The 17,617-nt window shown below is 57.7% G+C and carries 18 protein-coding genes and 1 tRNA gene; 10 read left to right on the forward strand and 9 right to left on the reverse strand.

The window, feature by feature from the left end; all coding sequences use genetic code 11:
* Positions 1 to 843, forward strand: a complete 843-nt coding sequence (locus LA304_RS00755) for a fumarylacetoacetate hydrolase family protein (RefSeq protein ID WP_224501207.1) — start codon at positions 1 to 3, stop codon at positions 841 to 843.
* 45 nt (positions 844 to 888) lie between these two features.
* The gene (locus tag LA304_RS00760) at positions 889 to 1,680 is read left to right on the forward strand and encodes a DNA-binding transcriptional regulator (RefSeq protein ID WP_224501208.1); all 792 of its coding nucleotides are present in this window, start codon (positions 889 to 891) and stop codon (positions 1,678 to 1,680) included.
* Positions 1,681 to 1,683: 3 nt separating this feature from the next.
* Here LA304_RS00760 and LA304_RS00765 read toward each other — a convergent pair whose 3' ends face one another.
* Positions 1,684 to 2,223 carry a carboxymuconolactone decarboxylase family protein gene (locus tag LA304_RS00765; RefSeq protein ID WP_224501209.1) on the reverse strand — a complete coding sequence of 180 codons (540 nt, stop codon included), beginning with the start codon at positions 2,221 to 2,223 and terminating at the stop codon, positions 1,684 to 1,686.
* 162 nt (positions 2,224 to 2,385) lie between these two features.
* Here LA304_RS00765 and LA304_RS00770 point away from each other — a divergent pair, with 162 nt between their 5' ends.
* Positions 2,386 to 2,970: a glutathione S-transferase family protein gene (locus tag LA304_RS00770; protein ID WP_224501210.1), complete on the forward strand. Its 585-nt coding sequence runs from the start codon at positions 2,386 to 2,388 to the stop codon at positions 2,968 to 2,970.
* A gap of 41 nt (positions 2,971 to 3,011) precedes the next feature.
* Here LA304_RS00770 and LA304_RS00775 read toward each other — a convergent pair.
* From LA304_RS00775 to LA304_RS00795, 5 genes are all read right to left on the reverse strand, one after another.
* Positions 3,012 to 3,088, reverse strand: a tRNA-Pro gene (locus LA304_RS00775).
* Between the two features lie 93 nt (positions 3,089 to 3,181).
* Entirely contained in the window at positions 3,182 to 4,126 is a 945-nt protein-coding gene (locus tag LA304_RS00780; protein ID WP_224501211.1) for a DMT family transporter, read from the reverse strand.
* A 447-nt stretch (positions 4,127 to 4,573) separates the two neighbouring features.
* Complete coding sequence (gene leuB / locus LA304_RS00785; RefSeq protein ID WP_224501212.1) at positions 4,574 to 5,680, reverse strand: 3-isopropylmalate dehydrogenase; 1,107 nt, start codon at positions 5,678 to 5,680, stop codon at positions 4,574 to 4,576.
* 61 nt (positions 5,681 to 5,741) lie between these two features.
* Positions 5,742 to 6,764 (reverse strand): endonuclease/exonuclease/phosphatase family protein, encoded by a 1,023-nt coding sequence (locus LA304_RS00790; RefSeq protein WP_224501213.1) that lies wholly within the window; start codon positions 6,762 to 6,764, stop codon positions 5,742 to 5,744.
* Positions 6,761 to 7,597: a hypothetical protein gene (locus LA304_RS00795; RefSeq protein WP_224501214.1), complete on the reverse strand. Its 837-nt coding sequence runs from the start codon at positions 7,595 to 7,597 to the stop codon at positions 6,761 to 6,763. Before LA304_RS00795 ends, LA304_RS00790 begins: the two co-directional genes overlap by 4 nt.
* A 370-nt stretch (positions 7,598 to 7,967) precedes the next feature.
* Here LA304_RS00795 and LA304_RS00800 point away from each other — a divergent pair, with 370 nt between their 5' ends.
* Together LA304_RS00800 and LA304_RS00805 are read left to right on the forward strand one after the other, a co-directional pair.
* On the forward strand, positions 7,968 to 8,621 hold the full coding sequence (locus LA304_RS00800) for a CoA transferase subunit A (protein ID WP_224501215.1): 654 nt from the start codon (positions 7,968 to 7,970) through the stop codon (positions 8,619 to 8,621).
* Between the two features lie 12 nt (positions 8,622 to 8,633).
* The gene (locus tag LA304_RS00805; protein WP_224501216.1) at positions 8,634 to 9,296 is read left to right on the forward strand and encodes a 3-oxoacid CoA-transferase subunit B; all 663 of its coding nucleotides are present in this window, start codon (positions 8,634 to 8,636) and stop codon (positions 9,294 to 9,296) included.
* A gap of 69 nt (positions 9,297 to 9,365) precedes the next feature.
* On the opposite strand, the gene leuD is transcribed toward LA304_RS00805, so the two are convergent.
* Genes leuD through leuC form a run of 3 tightly spaced genes read right to left on the reverse strand, consistent with a single transcriptional unit; the run spans position 9,366 to position 12,218 of the window.
* Complete coding sequence (leuD, locus tag LA304_RS00810; RefSeq protein WP_224501217.1) at positions 9,366 to 9,971, reverse strand: 3-isopropylmalate dehydratase small subunit; 606 nt, start codon at positions 9,969 to 9,971, stop codon at positions 9,366 to 9,368.
* Between the two features lies 1 nt (position 9,972).
* Positions 9,973 to 10,809, reverse strand: coding sequence for a hypothetical protein (locus tag LA304_RS00815; RefSeq protein WP_224501218.1), 837 nt, complete (start codon positions 10,807 to 10,809; stop codon positions 9,973 to 9,975).
* Positions 10,809 to 12,218, reverse strand: a complete 1,410-nt coding sequence (gene leuC, locus LA304_RS00820) for a 3-isopropylmalate dehydratase large subunit (protein ID WP_224501219.1) — start codon at positions 12,216 to 12,218, stop codon at positions 10,809 to 10,811. Before leuC ends, LA304_RS00815 begins: the two co-directional genes overlap by 1 nt.
* A 283-nt stretch (positions 12,219 to 12,501) precedes the next feature.
* Between leuC and LA304_RS00825 the strand changes: the two genes are divergently transcribed.
* The 5 genes from LA304_RS00825 to LA304_RS00845 all read left to right on the forward strand — a co-directional run bounded on the left by LA304_RS00825 (position 12,502) and on the right by LA304_RS00845 (position 17,598).
* Entirely contained in the window at positions 12,502 to 13,818 is a 1,317-nt protein-coding gene (locus LA304_RS00825) for a mechanosensitive ion channel family protein (RefSeq protein ID WP_224501220.1), read from the forward strand.
* 160 nt (positions 13,819 to 13,978) lie between these two features.
* Entirely contained in the window at positions 13,979 to 14,368 is a 390-nt protein-coding gene (gene rsfS / locus LA304_RS00830) for a ribosome silencing factor (protein ID WP_224501221.1), read from the forward strand.
* On the forward strand, positions 14,368 to 14,838 hold the full coding sequence (rlmH, locus tag LA304_RS00835) for a 23S rRNA (pseudouridine(1915)-N(3))-methyltransferase RlmH (protein ID WP_224501222.1): 471 nt from the start codon (positions 14,368 to 14,370) through the stop codon (positions 14,836 to 14,838). The genes rsfS and rlmH overlap by 1 nt, the downstream gene beginning before the upstream one ends.
* 103 nt (positions 14,839 to 14,941) lie before the next feature.
* Positions 14,942 to 16,468: a 2,3-bisphosphoglycerate-independent phosphoglycerate mutase gene (gene gpmI, locus LA304_RS00840; protein WP_224501223.1), complete on the forward strand. Its 1,527-nt coding sequence runs from the start codon at positions 14,942 to 14,944 to the stop codon at positions 16,466 to 16,468.
* Positions 16,465 to 17,598 (forward strand): murein hydrolase activator EnvC family protein, encoded by a 1,134-nt coding sequence (locus LA304_RS00845; RefSeq protein WP_224501224.1) that lies wholly within the window; start codon positions 16,465 to 16,467, stop codon positions 17,596 to 17,598. Before gpmI ends, LA304_RS00845 begins: the two co-directional genes overlap by 4 nt.
* Positions 17,599 to 17,617 lie beyond the last annotated feature (19 nt).

Consider the following 17,617-nt stretch of genomic DNA (forward strand, 5'->3'; position numbering starts at 1 on the left):
ATGAAACTTTGCTCATTCACCAAAGACGGCGTGTCCTCCTACGGCCTCGTCAACGAAAACGGTATCGTCGATCTCGGCAAACGCTTTGACGCGCCAACCCTGCGCGATTTCCTCGCAACAGAGGACATGGCTGCAGCGGAGAAATTCGTTTCCGCAGACGCGGATTACGCATTCGACGACGTGACACATGATCCGGTCATCACCAACCCGGACAAGATCATCTGCGTTGGTCTTAACTATCATGCGCACATTGAGGAAACCGGCCGCGAAGAGACCCCGAACCCGGTCCTGTTCGCCCGTTACCAAGGCTCCCAGATCGGCCATAACGAAGCGCTGATCAAACCCCTCGAATCCGACATGTTCGACTACGAGGGCGAAGTCGCCGTGATCATCGGCAAAGAGGGTCGCCGTATCTCTGAAGAGGATGCGCTCGACTACGTGGCGGGCTACGCCTGCTACAACGACGGCTCCGTCCGTGACTGGCAGAAACACACCCACCAGTTCATGCCGGGCAAAACCTTTGCCGGCACCGGCGCGTTCGGTCCGTGGATGACCACCGCAGACGAGATCGAAGACCATACCAAAATGCGCCTTATGACGCGTCTCAATGGTGAAACCGTGCAGGATACGACGCTCGATATGCTCGTGTGCTCCGTTCCGCGCCTGATCTCCTATTGCTCCACCATCCTGCCGCTCCTGCCCGGTGACGTGATCGTCTCCGGCACGCCGGGTGGTGTTGGCGCACGCCGCAACCCGCCGCTCTTCATGAAGGACGGCGATGTCTGCGAAGTTGAAGTCACCGGTGTCGGCGTTCTGTCCAACCCTGTGAAAGCCGAAGTCTGAGTTTCGGAACTGGCGCTTCGACATGGCTTGTGAAATGGTTCTCCCATGACCAACCCGCAAGCCACGTCGAAATCGTCTCAAGGCTCCGTGCGATCTCTCGCGCGGGGCCTTTCTATCTTGCGATATGTGAACAAAGTCGGAGAGGCCCGCCCGGGCGAGATTGCCAAGGCCCTCGACCTGCCGCGTCCGACCGTCTACCGGCTTCTCGAAACGCTTGAAGAACTTGGTTACGTCGCCTTCTCCGCCACATCAAACTATGTCCGCGTGACCCGCTTTGCCGCGGCTCTTGGCGATGGCTATGCGCTCACGTCCGAGATTACGCAGGCGGCTGGTCCGATTTTCGGCGAATATGCGAAACGGGTTGTCTGGCCCCTCGATCTCACCGTCTACAACAACGCGGCAATGGTCATTCAGGAGACGACGCACGGGCGGTCTCCGCTGTCGATTGACCGCGGCATGACGGGGTTCCGCTTGCCCATGCTCCGCACCTCCGCAGGGCGCGCCTACATCGCGTTTTGTCCGGAGGAAGAAAGGACGCTGATCCTCGATCACTTGAGGCGTTTGAATGATGACGCCGACCAACCGTTTCTCGAAGAGCGATGGCTTTCACGCCTGATCACCGAGACCCGCAGCCGAGGCATTGCCGTCCGAGATAGCGGAGAGTTTCGCCAAGAGACCGCATCCCTAGGCGTGCCCATCAAAGCGGGCGGATCAGTTCTCGGGTGCATTTCTCTGATCTGGATTCAGAGCGCTATGAGCACGGGGCGCGCTCTCGATGAATACGGGGAACCGCTCTTGGAAATTGCCGAGCGTATTGCGACCTCTTTGCCCGATTGAAACCTAGAGCGGGTTCTTCTCCAACTCCGCAGCAATCTCTACATCGACGGGCACATCATAGGTCATGAGGATCGTGCCAAGGACAGTGTAGAAGCCGACGGTCGCTATGATATCAAAGACAGCTTCCTGTCCGAACGTCTCTGCCAACTGACGCTCTAAATCCTGAGGCAGTTTTTGATTGTCGATGATCGCATCCACGGCACGCACGAGCAGAGCGTCAGATCCCTCCGGCATCGACAACACCGCTTTGATCCGCGCGTCATCCATCCCCAATGCGCGAGCACGGGAGACGTGATGCGCCCATTCGTAGGACGACCCTAGACGCACACCCGTGCGCAGGATGACGATCTCGGAGTTTTCCAGCCCGAGCACCGAATCCTTCACGACATGCTGGCGCAGAGGGGCCCAAGCCCGCAGCAGATCGGGGTGGTTCGCCATGGTGCGATAGACATTCAACGCACCGGCGAATCCGCTTTTCAAGTCTGCGACTTTTTCCGGCCAGTCCTCGTCTGAGAGCGGTCCAATCGTGGGTGTGTGCGGCATATTATGTGTTCCCCTTTGTGAACAAAACACCCTGCAACTCCCAGTTTTTCAACCCAGCAAAACCGTCTGTCCACCATGCGGACGGTAGCCTGTTGTGCCTTGCGCTTTTGCTTCGCAGACTGGCCCCGTCTGTTGGACACAGAACATTCATTGAGGCTTTCCATGAAACTTTTCCACTCTCCCGGTTCCTGCTCTCAAGGCATTCAGATGCTGCTGGACGTAATCGGCGCGCCCTATGAACTCGTGGTGACTGAGCTGGCCAAGGGCGCCCACCGCGACCCCGCCTATCTCTCGCTCAACCCGAAAGGCAAAGTGCCTGCGCTCATGCTGCCAGATGGATCCGTTCTCACGGAATTTCCGGTCATTGCCTATTGGCTCGCACGGTCATTTCCGGAGGCAAATTTGCTCCCCGAGGGCTTGGACGCAGAAATACGGGTCATGGAACTCACAGAGCACATCGTGTCCGGCCTCCATATGCGCGGGTCCGTGTTTGCGATGGCGCCCCAGAAGTTCCTTGGAGACGAAGCCGCGAAAGCTGAGTTGCGCAAGCACGGGCAAGAGGTCATTGCCGACGGGTTCCAACGTCTGAGCGATCAGCTCGGCGATAAAGAGTTTCTCTTCGGGACGTTCACAATTACAGACGCGGCCGCAGGCTATCTGCTTTCTTGGGCAGATCGGATCGGCGTCGAACGTCCGCCAGAGTTGGACGCGTATTACGAACGCCTCACACAGCTCACGGGTAACTGACCCGTGCGCGAGGCAACGCGCCGTTTGTGATTTTGTGAAATTGGTCGGAGCGAGAGGATTCGAACCTCCGGCCCCTGCCTCCCGAAGACAGTGCTCTACCAGGCTGAGCTACGCTCCGACCGTGACGGGCGGAATATAGCGACCGAACGCGATTTGCAAGAGACAAATGAGCCTTTCCCGAAAACCCTTAAAAGAGCTTTCGGGAAAGCGATTATTTGACTTTCGCACGACGCACAAACGGCGAAATCCGGAAAGACGCCGCCGAAGACGCGCGAGAACGCGTCCGCAAAACCGGTGTGTTCTCCGAGTGCCCGCCACGCGATTCGCGGAAGACGATGTAGAGGCCTGAGAGAATGATGATCCCCGCCCCTGCGATCGTCGGTCCATCAACCGTTTCACCGAAGAGGAAGTAGCCGAAAATTGTTGCCCAAATGATTTGGGAATACTGCATCGGCGCAACGATCGCTGCCTCAGACGCGCGATAGGCGAGAATGAGGATGACGCCACCGGTAAAGCCCAAGAGCGAAATCATGCCGACACCACCAAGATCGAGCAACGGCAGCGGTTCATAGGAGAACGCCATCGCAGCCCCCATGACGATGAAGTTTGCGATGAGCGGATAGAGCATAAGAACTGCGGTGCGCTCTTCGCGGCCCACCTTTCGAACGACGATGGAGGCAAAGGCCCCAAAGAAAGCGCATGAGAGCGCTGCAATATGTCCGAGCGTGAACTCTGTGCCGCCCGGTCTGAGCACAACGATCACACCGACCAGACCGACCAGGACCGCTGCCCAACGGTGAAAGCCGACGCGCTCGCCCAAGATCGGGATCGACAGGATCGTAATGACCAGCGGCGTTGCGAAGATCAGCGCATAGACCTGCGCGAGAGGCAGCACAGAGAAGGCGTAGAAAGCAGCGACGGTGTTGATCATCGCTGCAATCGTGCGAAAAAGGCTCCACCACGGGTGAATAGGACGCAGGTGCCCCTCTGTCCGGTCTCTGATGAGCATGAACATCACGAGCGGAAATGAGAATAGCGTCGAGAAGAAGATGATCTGAAACGGCGTGTAGGAGCCGCCGAGAAACTTGATCACGACGTCATGGGTCGAGAAGACCGCGAATGCGGCCAAGGCGTAAAAGGCACCGGTGATATTCATGAGTCTATCCGCGTAATGTTTGCGCTCTCAGGTTAAGGAAGGCTTTTCGACTGAGGCAATCACTCTCTTGTTCTGGAAAGAGTCAGTCCTCATATGTGTTCCATGTATCGCACTCAGAAATCCGCGACCTGCTGCTATTGCGGCACCAAGACCGTTCTGACGCTCGGTGGAGAAACCCGTCACGAACTCAAATGTTCCGCATGCGGCGCACCGCTGTCGCGTATGAAGGCACTCCATAAGGTCCATGTAGAGGATTCTTTCAGAGTTAAAGGGAAGAAGCCGAAAAAAGCCTCTCAACCAAAGCTCAGCAAGAAAAAGAAGCAGAAGAAGCGGAAAAGCACAGCGCATCGACTCTTTGATATCGCTGAAGACGTTTTTGATCTTTTCGACTGACGCAAAAAGGGCGCCCCGACTGAGGCGCCCTTTGTAATTTGGATCTGTGGCGTCTTAGAGCGACGCGTCGAGAGCCGCGATGATCGCATCACCCATTTCAGAGGTGGATACAGGCGTGACACCCTCGCCCGCAAGCAGGTCAGCGGTGCGAACGCCGTCGGCCAGAACCTTCTCGATTGCGGACTCGAGACGTGTTGCTTCGTCGCCTTCATTGAAGGAGTAGCGCAGCGCCATTGCGAAGCTGAGGATACAGGCGATCGGGTTGGCTTTGCCCTGACCAGCGATGTCCGGAGCAGACCCGTGGACCGGCTCATACATGGCTTTCGGACGGCCGTTCTCCATCGGCGCACCGAGGGACGCAGACGGCAGCATGCCGAGGGAGCCGGTGAGCATAGCAGCAGCGTCGGACAGAAGGTCACCGAAGAGGTTGTCGGTCACGATCACGTCGAACTGTTTGGGCCAGCGGCAGAGCTGCATCGCACCTGCGTCAGCATACATGTGGGACAGTTCCACATCCGGATATTCGGCTTCGTGAATCTCGGTGACAACGTCGCGCCACAGAATGCCGGATTCCATCACGTTGGCTTTTTCCATCGAGCAGACTTTGTTGCCGCGCTTGCGGGCCAACTCGAATGCGGAACGGGCAACGCGAGCGATCTCGCTCTCGGTGTAACGCTGGGTGTTGATGCCCACGCGTTCGTTGCCTTCTTTGATGATGCCGCGCGGCTCACCGAAGTAGATGCCGGAGGTCAGTTCGCGCACGATCATGATGTCGAGACCTGCGACCACGTCTTTCTTGAGCGAGGAGAAGTCTGCGAGCGCGTCAAAGCACTGAGCCGGACGCAGGTTCGCGAAGAGGTCCATCTCTTTGCGAAGGCGCAGGAGGCCACGCTCCGGCTTCACGGAGAAGTCGAGCACGTCATATTTCGGACCACCAACGGCACCGAGAAGAACCGCATCCACCTCTTGGGCTCTCGCCATGGTCTCATCGGAAAGCGGCACACCGTGCACGTCGTAGGCAGCGCCACCGACGAGGTCCATCGACACATCGAACTTGAGGTCGCGTTTCGCGCCATACCAGTCGATGATTTTGACGACTTCGGCCATCACTTCAGGGCCAATACCGTCACCGGGGAGAATGAGAAGAGAGGGCGTGCTCATGTCGCGTCGAGTCCTTGTTTTCTTAAGGTTGGAAGCGGGGTAACGACTGCTTGCCCCGCCGTCAAGGAATGGGAGCGATATCAACCCAGACAAGGCCATGCTGCGGATCGGTTTCGGCCCATTCCACACCGGAATCCACTACCGTGAGATCAGAGGACGGCAGGACGTAGTTGACCCTCAGATTCCCCGGGATCGGATCGGACCAATCAGCCGTGTCTAGGGAGGGGTCTCCGGCGTGCTCCGGATTGGCATTCTCCAGCCCGTGTGAAGAGGAGGGTTTCGGGTCCTGAAGGCGCGGGTTGGCCAAGAGTGCCTTCATCACCTCGTGCTGCCCTTCTCCGTCGACCGGATCGAGATTGCTGTTTCCGAGCAGGATGACCGGATCAGGTGGCACACTGTCCAACGCACCGTCGAGATAAAGCGACCAAAACCGCGTCTCGTCGGCATTCCGGCGTCCGTTGCGATCTTCCGCCCCGTCGAACACCGGGCTCGTAGCCGCATACATCAGGAGGTGGACCTCATGCCCGCCCCATTGGATCGGCACATCCCAGTGTCCTGTGGAGGATAGGCGCAGAACACTTAGGTCGTCCTCATCAAAGTAATCCGCAGGAATGTTGTTAGCTGGCAGATCACGCCAGAGCATCTCGGAAAAATCTCTGACGTCATCCAGAAGGATCCGGAGCCGCGAGAGCAAAACCATCCCCCCCTGCCCTCTGAAATGACCATAAGACTGCGCATCTTCCGGCTCCCCCGTGCGACCGTCCTTGTCGAGATCACGGCGCGTTTCCATCCCGGAGTTTCCCCAACGCGAGAAAACATATGGATAGCCCAGCGTCGCCGCGAAGGCTCGGGCCGCGTGACCGTCCATGTCGGTGTCAAATCGAGTCAGCAGAAGTACGTCGGGCGAGGTTGTTTCAATCCACTCCGCCACAGCGTGAATTTCAGCGTCATCTTTAGAAAGCAGCTCGCGAAGCAACACCCCGGGCCCGTCCCGTGATAAATCCACATGCCATGTGGCGACGCGAAGTGGCTCCGCATACGCACCAAACGGGATAAGAAAGAATAGGACTGCTCTGAGGATCACGCCGTCGCGCGGTCGAGATCGACGTTCGCGTAAACCTGACGGCGCTTTCGCGCGATCATCTCTGCAACGCGGCCCATAGCGATCCCGCGCATGAAGAGAGACGAGGGCAAGAAGGCCCAAGCCGCGACAATCCAGATCAGTGACTGGTCGTTTGCGACCGAGATCCCGCCGAAGAGGGTCGAGGCGGAACTCAGGATCGCAGGTGTCACAAAGGGCAGCACCAAACCGATAATGACGTTCACTCGGGCATCACGTTTCAGACGATCAACAACATCGCCACCTGCGGTCGGATCAAAGGTCGGGAGGTTGATCCAAACATTGAATGACCCGGACCGCCCCGGCCACTGTCCGATCTTGAGCACGATCAGGAACACCGAAAGCGAAATGAGCGAAATCAGATAGCTCATACCCGCCGCCTCTCGCATCAGTTCAATCTCTTCAAGAGAGGCCCCATAAGGCAAAGCATTGATCATCAGGCGCACAGGCGAATACGGGAAGTCGAGCGCGTAGCCGATGAGGGCTCCAACAGCCGTGACAAATTCAGTCGCAACGGTCGGGGTCTCGTTTCCGCGCAAAATCAGGGTTAGCAGGAAGATCGTGATCAGCAGGGCGAGAAAGCGCACGCGATTGAACGGCGGAGCGTCTCTGAACTCGACCAGCCCCGGATAGGACGAGACGTATTCAAAAAATGTGAGCGACGCAGCAAAGAGTGCAACGAGCGCAACAACCTGCGCAGCATCACTTGTTGTATTCGGAAGTAACACAGTTGGCGTGGAGATCATCACCACGACCAGAATCGCACGGACAAAAGCACTAACGAAGCGCTGGATCACTGCCCAATTCCCTCTCCTAGATCATGAACGATTCACTGCCGCTCATGCGTTCGAATCCGCATTCGCCTTGATGGCGATTTGCCATGTTCTCGCCCCAGATTTGCCTATTTTCGCCTTCTGGGGCAAGGAATACTTCCAGATACCCTCTAAGATTGACCGACTTCATCGTCAATACGGTGCGGTTTTGCACCATATCTGACCTGTGCGCCCGCTTTGACCAGATCAGGAACGAACAGATCCTCTCGAACCGAAAGGAGATCAGCGCCTCTACGATTCCTGCACAACATTTGTGGTTAGTTTGATGCAGAGCATAGTCGCACAGCACGAGTCGTGATGAAGTCGCGCCGACACCAATGGAAAGGACACTGTCATGGAACTGGCCATCTCGATTGAAGAATCTGTCGACCTGATTCCGGACGGCGCAACGGTGATGCTCTCCGGTTTTATGGGCGTGGGTGTGCCTGACAAGATTGTGCATGCGCTGGCAGATGCTGGAAAAAGAGACCTCACGCTGATTTCAAACGATACAGCCCGCGACACGACCGGGCCAGGCCCGCTCTTTGCCGCAAAGTGTGTGCGCAAATTGATCTGCAGCCATATGGGCCTCAATACAATCGTTCAGGCGCAATATGCTGCGGGCGAACTTGAGGTCGAACTAACACCACAGGGCACCTTTGTCGAACGCATTCGCGCTGCGGGAGTGGGGCTTGGCGGAATTTTGACCCCGACAGGGGTCGGAACGAAGATCGCAGAAGGCAAAGAGATCGTCGAAGTCGATGGCAAAGAATATCTCCTCGAAACGCCACTCAGAGCCGACTTCGCGCTCATCGCGGCTCGGAGTTGCGATTATGTGGGCAACCTCGCTTACATGCTGACGGCGACGAACTTTAATCCGATCATGGCGCTCGCCGGAGACAAGGTGATCTGCGAACCCGAAGAGATTGTTCCCGTTGGAATGATCCCGCCGGACCTCGTGAAAACGCCCGGTGTTCTCGTCGATTACGTCATCAAGAAAGCGGCTTAAGGAGGCAATACCATGGACCCCAAAGAACTCATTGCCCGCCGTGTTGCCCAGGAAATCAAACCCCGCACACTGGTGAACCTCGGGATCGGCATTCCGACACTCGTGTCCGACTATCTGGACGAAAGCCTCGGCGTCTTCTTTCAGGCCGAAAATGGTGCCGTTGGCATGGGGCACCGCCCACCGGAAGGGATGACTGACCGCCACCTCACCGATGCAGGCGGTCGCTTTGTTTCATTCGTGCCGGGGGCGTCAACCATCGACTCGGCATTTTCCTTTGGCCTCATTCGGGGCGGACACCTCGATCTCACCGTCCTTGGCGCATTGCAGGTGGACGAAGCGGGCCATCTCGCAAACTGGATGATCCCCGGCCATTACACCCCAGGCATGGGCGGAGCGATGGACCTCGTGACGGGGGCGAAGAAAGTGATCATCGCGATGCAGCACACAGCCAAAGGCGCCGCGAAGATCGTGCGGGAATGCACCCTGCCGCTCACATCACAGCGGCGCGTCGATCTCATCGTGACTGAGCTCTGCGTGATCAAACCGGAGGACGATGGGCTTCACCTCATAGAGCGTGCGCCCAACGTGCCGCTGGAGGTCATTCTGGGCATGACAGAGGCCAATCTCATTCATGGGGATAATGTGCCGGAGATGGACCTTCAGTCCTGTCAGTGAGCCAACATCCAAAATGCAAAACGGCGGCCCCGAGAGGCCGCCGTTTCTTTTTGGTTTCTCACGCGAGAATTAGATCCAAGGACGTTCTTGGGACATTTTCGCCTCATAGGCATCAATGTCTTCAACATTCGCCATGGTCAGACCGATGTCATCGAGACCTTCGAGCAGGCAGTGCTTTTTGAAGGCGTCGACTTCGAATGGGAATTCCTGACCTTCAGACGTCGTGACAACCTGATTTTCCAGATCGACGGTCATACGGGCGTTGGAGCCTTTTTCGGCGTCGGCCATGAGCACGTCCACAACGTCCTGCGGCATGACGATCGGCAGGATGCCGTTCTTGAAGCAGTTGTTGTAGAAGATATCGGCGAAGGACGTGGAGATCACGCATTTGATGCCGAAGTCCGCGATGGCCCACGGTGCGTGCTCACGGGAGGAACCACAACCGAAGTTGTCGCCCGCCACGAGGATTTGCGCATCGCGATACTGCGGTTTGTTCAGGACAAAATCTGGGATTTCGTTGCCCTGGCGGTCATACCGCATCTCATCAAACAGGTTTACACCAAGGCCAGAGCGCTTGATCGTTTTGAGGAACACCTTTGGGATGATCATATCCGTGTCGATGTTCACGAGCGGCATTGGGGCCGCGATACCGTGCAGTTTTCCGAACTTGTCCATTTTACTGAACCTCTTGAATATTTTTGCGAATGTTGTGAAGGAAAGAGCCCTCGGCGGGCCCTTTGTGTATATGTCTCGGCCGGATCTGAGAGAGAGCGACATGAACACCGACTGTTTCATCAGCAAACCATGCGTAAGCGCCACCTTTTGGATCAAAGAACAGGTCGGTCAAATCCCAAGGGACAGGATCGAGCAGGTCTTTTGGTCTAAGGAGTTCCAACTCATTATTTGCCATGAGGCGTGAAGTTACATAAGCAGGCCCATACACCTGCCTGCGCAGGCGTGCCGCTTCGATGAAACGGTCCTCTTTTGGCATATCCATTAAGGCGTTACGAACACGCGGACGCAGCCAATTATAGTCCATGTCACCCGAAGATATCTCTTCCAACATCTGATTTAACGCCGCAGAAGTCCGAGGCAGACTCAAGAAGCCATTGCTTATCTGCCCACTCTGTTCGTCCATGAAGCTCTTGACGAGCAGGTAGTCGTTCCACGTCGTCAATTCGCCTGTCGAAATCGTGTCGCTGTCGATCCAACAATAATCGCTCTTGGCAATCATATTGAGCCGGAAAATGTCGACAAACGATGCCGCAGGCATGCGCTCGCGTTGTTCAACTGTGAAGTCGAACACCTCACGCATATCCAGAAATTCAACTCCCTCGCGCGGCGTAAAATTAGACGGTACATCTGAGAAAAGGACAACTTCGTGGCCTGTTGCCACGAAGGAATCCAGCATCAACTCTTCGAGCCAACTCAGACCACGCCCAATCCAGGCTGTGCCGATCTTCGCCTTTTTGACTTCGACACCCGGTGGAGGAGATTTCTGGGCTTCATACATCAGATCAATTCCCGTACGTCCGTGAGCTTGCCGGTCAGTGCGGCAGCAGCGGCCATGGCCGGGGACACGAGGTGCGTGCGGCCTTTGTAGCCTTGGCGACCCTCGAAGTTACGGTTGGACGTCGATGCACAACGCTCACCCTCGGCCAGCTGGTCGGGGTTCATCGCGAGACACATGGAGCAACCAGCCAGACGCCATTCGAACCCGGCTTCTTGGAAGATGTCAGCGAGGCCTTCCTCTTCTGCCTGAGCACGGACGAGACCGGAGCCCGGAACGACCATGGCACGCACACCGTCTTTGATCTTCTTGCCTTTGAGGATCTCAGCGGCTGCGCGGAGGTCTTCGATACGGCCGTTGGTGCAGGAGCCGATGAACACGGTGTCGATTTCGATATCGGTCAGTTTCTGACCGGCTTTCAGGCCCATGTACTCGATAGCGCGCTTTGCAGCCTCGACTTTACCACCTTTGAAGCTTTCCGGATCCGGAACAACAGCAGAAATCGGCAGAACGTCTTCCGGAGAGGTGCCCCAGGTCACAACCGGCTCGATCTCTTCGCCTTTGAGCGTCACGACTTTATCGAAGTGAGCGCCTTCGTCGGTGTAGAGGGTTTTCCACCATGCGAGAGCGGCTTCGAACTGGGCGCCTTTCGGAGCGTGCGGGCGACCTTTGACATACTCAAACGTGGTTTCGTCCGGAGCGATGAGACCAGCGCGTGCGCCGCCTTCGATCGCCATGTTACAGACGGTCATACGGCCTTCCATCGACAGATCGCGGATCGCTTCACCGCAATACTCGATGACGTAGCCGGTGCCGCCTGCGGTGCCGGTTTCACCGATTACAGCGAGCGTGATGTCCTTTGCGGTCACACCCGGGCGTAGTTTGCCGGTGATCTCGACTTTCATGTTCTTGGACTTCTTCTGGATGAGCGTCTGGGTTGCCAGAACGTGCTCAACCTCGGAGGTGCCGATGCCGTGGGCCAGAGCGCCGAAAGCGCCGTGGGTCGCGGTGTGGCTGTCGCCGCACACGACAGTCATGCCAGGAAGGGTCCAGCCCTGTTCTGGGCCAACGATGTGCACGATGCCCTGACGGACGTCAGACACCGGATAGTAGTTCACACCGAACTCCTTCGCGTTCTTGTCGAGGGCTTCGACCTGAATGCGGGATTCCTCGTTGGCGATGACGCCGGACACGCGGTCAAGAGTGGTCGGAACGTTGTGGTCCGGCACGGCGATGGTTTTTTCCGGCGCGCGCACTTTACGGCCAGCCATACGCAGACCTTCGAAGGCCTGCGGAGAGGTCACTTCGTGGACCAGATGGCGGTCGATGTAGAGCAGGCAGGTGCCGTCTTCTTGTTCATGGGCGACGTGTGCGTCCCAGATTTTATCATAGAGTGTCTTCGGGGCGGTCATTTCGCTCTCCCGTGGATGTTCATGGAAATGGAATCAGACATGGCGTTTTCGCACGCCAAAAGCGCGTCCGGACATCAAAGTCGGGCGAGAACTGAGCGCATTGCCCCGTGGAAGCGCCAGGGCAGCCAGGCCCGATCGGCAATTTCAAACATACGTTCCATGGCGCTCACATATAGCGTGCCGACGAGTCTCGCAAGAGAGTTGCACACTGTGGCGGGGTCTCGCTTCGCTTGCTCGGTGACCTACCTCATGTAAAGCTGGGTGCAGACATGGGGAGAAACGCGTGGACCCGACACAGATATCTGAGCTCCTGAGCCAAACCGGCAATGACGTCCTGGCGTTCCTTCAAGGGCTTCTAAGACGCTGGAACCTGTACCAGATCGGCATCTCGGCACTCGCACTCGTTATCTCTGTTGTCATCGGCCGCCACCTGAGCGGGCGGATGCGCGAGTGGATGCGGACGCTCGAAGGGCGCCCGAAATGGCAATTGCGCGCCCTTCTCGCGGTCGAAAAACGCCTCTCTTTGATCATCTGGGCTGCCCTGCTCTGGTCCGTCTATCAGTTCATGCAACAGGTCACATGGCCCTCGCGGTCCTACCTGATAGCGATCCTTGCGCGGGTGGTGTCTGCGTGGATCGGGGTGGAGTTCGTGGTCCAGCTTGTCCGCAATCGCGCCCTCAGACGCATCGTCCGCTGGGGTCTTTGGGCCTATGTCACGCTCTACTTTTTCGGCGGGATTGAGACGGCGGCGGAGTTCCTCGACTCAATAGCGATCACCTTCGGCAGTTTCCGTCTGTCTGCCCTCGCGGTCCTCAAGGCCCTCGTCGTGACAGGGCTTTTGTTCACCTTTGCGCGCCTCACCGCGGGACAAACATCGACCCGAATTCGGCAGAATGAGGATATTTCGCCCTCCATGCGCGAGTTGATCATCAAGGGCGTTCAACTCTCTCTATACGGCGCGGCGTTCTTTATCGGATTGAAAGCTGTCGGGTTCGACCTCACCGGCCTAGCAGTTCTCTCGGGTGCCATCGGTGTCGGCCTCGGTTTTGGTCTACAGAAAGTCGTGTCGAACCTCGTTTCCGGCGTGATCATCCTCTTGGACAAGTCGATCAAGCCGGGCGACGTTATCTCCCTCGGCGAGACCTTCGGGTGGATCAACACACTCGGCGCGCGCTACGCCTCGATCACAACACGCGACGGCAAGGAATACCTGATCCCGAACGAAGACCTGATCACCGGACAGGTTGTGAACTGGTCACACACCAACGACTTCGTGCGCCTCGATATCTATTTCGGCACCTCTTACAACGACGACCCCCACAAGGTGCGTAAAATCGCGATTGAAGCCGCCTCGTCCGTCGACCGCGTTCTGAGCACCCGAGCACCCGTTTGTCATATCGTCGGATTCGGTGACAGTTCCGTCGATTATATCCTCCGCTTCTGGATCACGGACCCAACCGGAGGCCTGACCAACGTCCGCGGAAATGTCTATCTGGCCCTTTGGGACGCATTTCAGGCGAACGACATTTCGATCCCGTTCCCGCAGCGCGAAGTACGTGTTCTGGACGGTTCAACGCTTACAACAAAGGCACTTGATTGACGGAGGAGGTTCAAAGACCTAGGAACGTTGAGATTTCGACAACGAAATGCTAAATTAGGCATATCCCAGCGTCGGGGAAAGACGGCGAGCAATGAAGGAGGACTATGTCCTGTCTCACGTACAAAGCGCAGCAACAGAAGCTGCTCAGCCGGAGATGCGCATGACTGGAGCCATCCCGGAACCGATGGAAGGCCGGAAACTTCTGGATTTCATCACCCACACACTTGACCAAGATAAAGCCGAAGACATCGTAACCATCGACCTGCAAGGCAAGTCGGAGGTGGCCGATTACATGGTGATTTGTTCCGGACGTTCCACACGTCAGGTGACTGCCATGGCTGAGAAACTGTCCGACACGCTGAAACGCGATTACGGGCTGCTGTCTCGTCTCGAAGGCCAGAGTCAGGGTGACTGGGTGCTGATGGATACCGGCGACGTGATCGTTCACATCTTCCGTCCGGAAGTGCGCGAATTCTATCAGCTTGAAAAGATGTGGATGTCTGCCGAAGAGGCCAAAGACGCCCTCGCAGGTAAAGTCACTCAAAGCTGATGCGCGTCCAGATTTGCGCTGTGGGTCGTCTTCGTGGCGGCCCTGAAGCGGCGCTCATATCAGATTACACCACCCGGTTCGACCGCACCGGGCGCGCACTGGGCCTCGGCCCTCTGACGCTCTCTGAAGTCGAAGACAAAAAGGGCGGCGGCATGCCTGCGGAGGCGGCCCTGCTCGAACGTGCGATCCCCAATGGTGCGGTGATTGTGACGATGGACGAGCGCGGGCAGCTGCTCAGTTCACCGGAATTTGCCGACAAACTCGCCAATTGGCGAGACGCGGGGAGATCGGATGTAACCTTTGTCATCGGCGGCGCAGACGGCATTGATCCGTCACTTCGTGCCAAAGCCGATTTCTCAATCTCGCTCGGCAAAATGGTCTGGCCCCACATGCTCGTGCGCGCGATGCTCACAGAGCAGCTGTATCGCGCCGCCTCGATTTTGGCCGGTTCGCCCTATCATCGGGTCTGAGAAGAGTATTTTTGCCAAGAAGAAGAGCAAAGCGGTTCACCTGACCCTAGCGGCGCGCTAGATAGGGAGCGATTGTTTTGCTCTGTCCTGAAGGGAGCCCGTCATGGCCGCACCGAAACCCGTCGTTCTTTGTATTCTCGATGGTTGGGGGATCGGCCCGACGCCCGAAGCCAACGCACCGGTTCTCGCCAACACTCCGACGATGGACCGTTTGATGGCGGAATGCCCGAACAGCACCCTGACCACCTTCGGCCCTGATGTTGGTCTACCGACTGGACAGATGGGCAACTCCGAAGTTGGTCACACCAATATTGGTGCGGGTCGGGTCGTGGCCATGGATTTGGGTCAGATTGACCTTGCGATTGAGGACGGCTCCTTCTTTGAAAACGAGGCGATCGTCAAATTTGCTGCTGACGTGAAAGCAGCGGGTGGCACGGCGCATTTGATGGGCGTTATCTCGGACGGTGGTGTGCACGGTCATATCGAGCACACTCTTGCGGCGGCCAAAGCGATCACGTCGCAGGGTGTCCCCGTCGTTATCCACGCGATTTCGGACGGGCGCGACGTGGCCCCGCAGTCGGCAGACAAGTTCATGGCGGATTTCGTTGCCCGTCTTCCCGAGAAAGCGACCGTCGGCACTGTCATCGGGCGCTATTACGCCATGGACCGTGACAATCGTTGGGAGCGCGTGTCCCAAGCCTATGATGCCATCGTGAAAGCCGACGGTATTGAGACCGCGTCCGATGCCGTTTCCGCTGTCACCGCCTCCTACGAGCGCGGCGATGTGGACGAGTTCATCAAAGCGACCGTGATCGATGGCTACACTGGCATCAAGGACGGCGACGGGTTCTTTTGTAACAATTTCCGCGCCGACCGTGCGCGTGAAATTCTGCGCGCGATTGGTGAGCCGGACTTTTCCGAATTCGACACCGGCCCGCGCCCGACCTACAGCGCGCTGCTCGGGATGGTCGAGTATTCTGATCAGCACAACGCCTATATGAGCACCGCTTACCCGAAGCGCGTGATCGTCAACACGCTCGGCGAATGGGTCGCGAAGCATGGGCTCAAACAATTCCGCCTCGCCGAAACGGAAAAGTATCCGCACGTGACCTTCTTCCTCAACGGCGGCAAGGAAACGCCGGAAGAGGGCGAAGACCGCTTTATGCCACTGTCGCCGAAGGTTGCGACCTATGATCTGCAGCCGGAAATGAGCGAACCGGAAGTGGCCGAGAAGTTCGTTTGGGCGATTGATGAGGGCTATGATCTCATCGTCACCAACTTTGCGAATCCGGATATGGTGGGGCACACGGGCATCTTGGAAGCTGCGATGGCGGCCTGCGAGGCCGTCGACGATGGTCTCGGGAAAGTGGTTGCAGAGCTTGAGAAAGTCGGCGGTGCGATGTTGGTGATCGCGGATCACGGCAACTGCGAAACGATGGTTGATCCGGAAACCGGCGGGCCGCACACCGCGCACACCACGAACCCTGTGCCGGTGATCCTCTTTGGCGGACCTGACGGCGCGAAACTGCGTGACGGCGGGCGCCTCGCGGATGTGGCGCCGTCGATCCTCGAACTGATGGGTCTCCCGCAGCCTGAAGAAATGACTGGCGAGAGCCTGATCATCACATGAGGCACCTCGTTGCAATCGTCGCGTTGACTCTGTCCGCCGCGTCCGCATGGGCGCAGGCAGAGAGTCCGGCCTCCTTGGCGCGCGCGGCGTTGGAACAGTTTGATGCCGCCCACGCGCAATTGGAGGCGGCCGAATCCGCGACCAATCGGGTCAGGGCTCTAACCGGTGTGGTCCGTGCCTATGAGGACGGGCTTGAGGCCATGCGCGCGGGGCTTCGTCAGGTTTCCCTCCGTGAGAGCGAGTTGGCGCGCGAGTTCGACGATGAGAGTGGCGAGTTCGCACAATTGCTCGGCGTCCTGATCAGCATGAAACCTGATGCTTCGCCGGAGGCACTCGTTCACCCACAGGGGCCGCTCGGTCATGCCCGCGCGGGAATGTTGATGTCCGACATCACCCCGTCGATGCAGGCCGAGGTCGAAGATTTACGCATCCGCCTCGAAGAAGTGCAAATCCTGCGGGAACTACAGAACGAGTCTCTGGAAACCCTCTCACGCGGGCTTCAGGATGTGCAAAACGCGCGCACCGAGCTTTCGCAGGCAATGTCGGAACGCACAAATCTCCCGGAGCGGTTCACAATGGATCCGGCGCGGTTGCAGACACTTATTGATAGTTCCGAGACGCTCTCTTCTTTCGCGTCTGGACTCGCGGTTATGGACATTGTGGACGGGATCGCGCCGCTCCCCGATCTGTCCGAGGCGAAAGGATCATGGACCCTGCCCGTGAGCGGAAAGCTCCTTCGTGGGTACACTGAGGCCGATGCCGCAGGCGTTTCGCGACCGGGTTGGGTCTGGGCAACGCGTCCGATGTCGCTCGTGACGACACCGTGGCCCGCGACGGTTCGATACAAGGGACCCTTCCTCGACTACGGAAACGTGATCATCCTTGAGCCCGGAAATGACGTATTGCTCGTTCTCGCGGGGCTCGACGAGGTTTATGGTGAACCGGGCACAGTCATCACAGCGGGCACGGCCGTGGGCCTCATGGGCGGCGCGGCCCCCGATCTCGATGACTTCATCGAAAATGCGGCCCAAGGGACTGGCGTGGACCTCTCTGAGACGCTTTATATAGAGGTAAGAGAAGGCGGAGAGCCTGTGAATCCGGAATTGTGGTTCATGAACGCTCCCCTCTAAGACAACTGGGGATCGCGCT

The sequence above is a fragment of the Celeribacter litoreus genome, assembly GCF_020165855.1.
GTDB lineage: Bacteria > Pseudomonadota > Alphaproteobacteria > Rhodobacterales > Rhodobacteraceae > Celeribacter > Celeribacter litoreus.

Coding starts and splice junctions, on each gene's coding strand:
- LA304_RS00755 (WP_224501207.1), top strand. CDS start 1: ATGAAACTTTGCTCATTCACCAAAGACGGCGTGTCCTCCTACGGCCTC.
- LA304_RS00760 (WP_224501208.1), top strand. CDS start 889: ATGACCAACCCGCAAGCCACGTCGAAATCGTCTCAAGGCTCCGTGCGA.
- LA304_RS00765 (WP_224501209.1), bottom strand. CDS start 2,223: ATGCCGCACACACCCACGATTGGACCGCTCTCAGACGAGGACTGGCCG.
- LA304_RS00770 (WP_224501210.1), top strand. CDS start 2,386: ATGAAACTTTTCCACTCTCCCGGTTCCTGCTCTCAAGGCATTCAGATG.
- LA304_RS00780 (WP_224501211.1), bottom strand. CDS start 4,126: ATGAATATCACCGGTGCCTTTTACGCCTTGGCCGCATTCGCGGTCTTC.
- leuB (WP_224501212.1), bottom strand. CDS start 5,680: ATGAGCACGCCCTCTCTTCTCATTCTCCCCGGTGACGGTATTGGCCCT.
- LA304_RS00800 (WP_224501215.1), top strand. CDS start 7,968: ATGGAACTGGCCATCTCGATTGAAGAATCTGTCGACCTGATTCCGGAC.
- LA304_RS00805 (WP_224501216.1), top strand. CDS start 8,634: ATGGACCCCAAAGAACTCATTGCCCGCCGTGTTGCCCAGGAAATCAAA.
- leuD (WP_224501217.1), bottom strand. CDS start 9,971: ATGGACAAGTTCGGAAAACTGCACGGTATCGCGGCCCCAATGCCGCTC.
- LA304_RS00815 (WP_224501218.1), bottom strand. CDS start 10,809: ATGTATGAAGCCCAGAAATCTCCTCCACCGGGTGTCGAAGTCAAAAAG.
- leuC (WP_224501219.1), bottom strand. CDS start 12,218: ATGACCGCCCCGAAGACACTCTATGATAAAATCTGGGACGCACACGTC.
- rsfS (WP_224501221.1), top strand. CDS start 13,979: ATGACTGGAGCCATCCCGGAACCGATGGAAGGCCGGAAACTTCTGGAT.
- rlmH (WP_224501222.1), top strand. CDS start 14,368: ATGCGCGTCCAGATTTGCGCTGTGGGTCGTCTTCGTGGCGGCCCTGAA.
- gpmI (WP_224501223.1), top strand. CDS start 14,942: ATGGCCGCACCGAAACCCGTCGTTCTTTGTATTCTCGATGGTTGGGGG.
- LA304_RS00845 (WP_224501224.1), top strand. CDS start 16,465: ATGAGGCACCTCGTTGCAATCGTCGCGTTGACTCTGTCCGCCGCGTCC.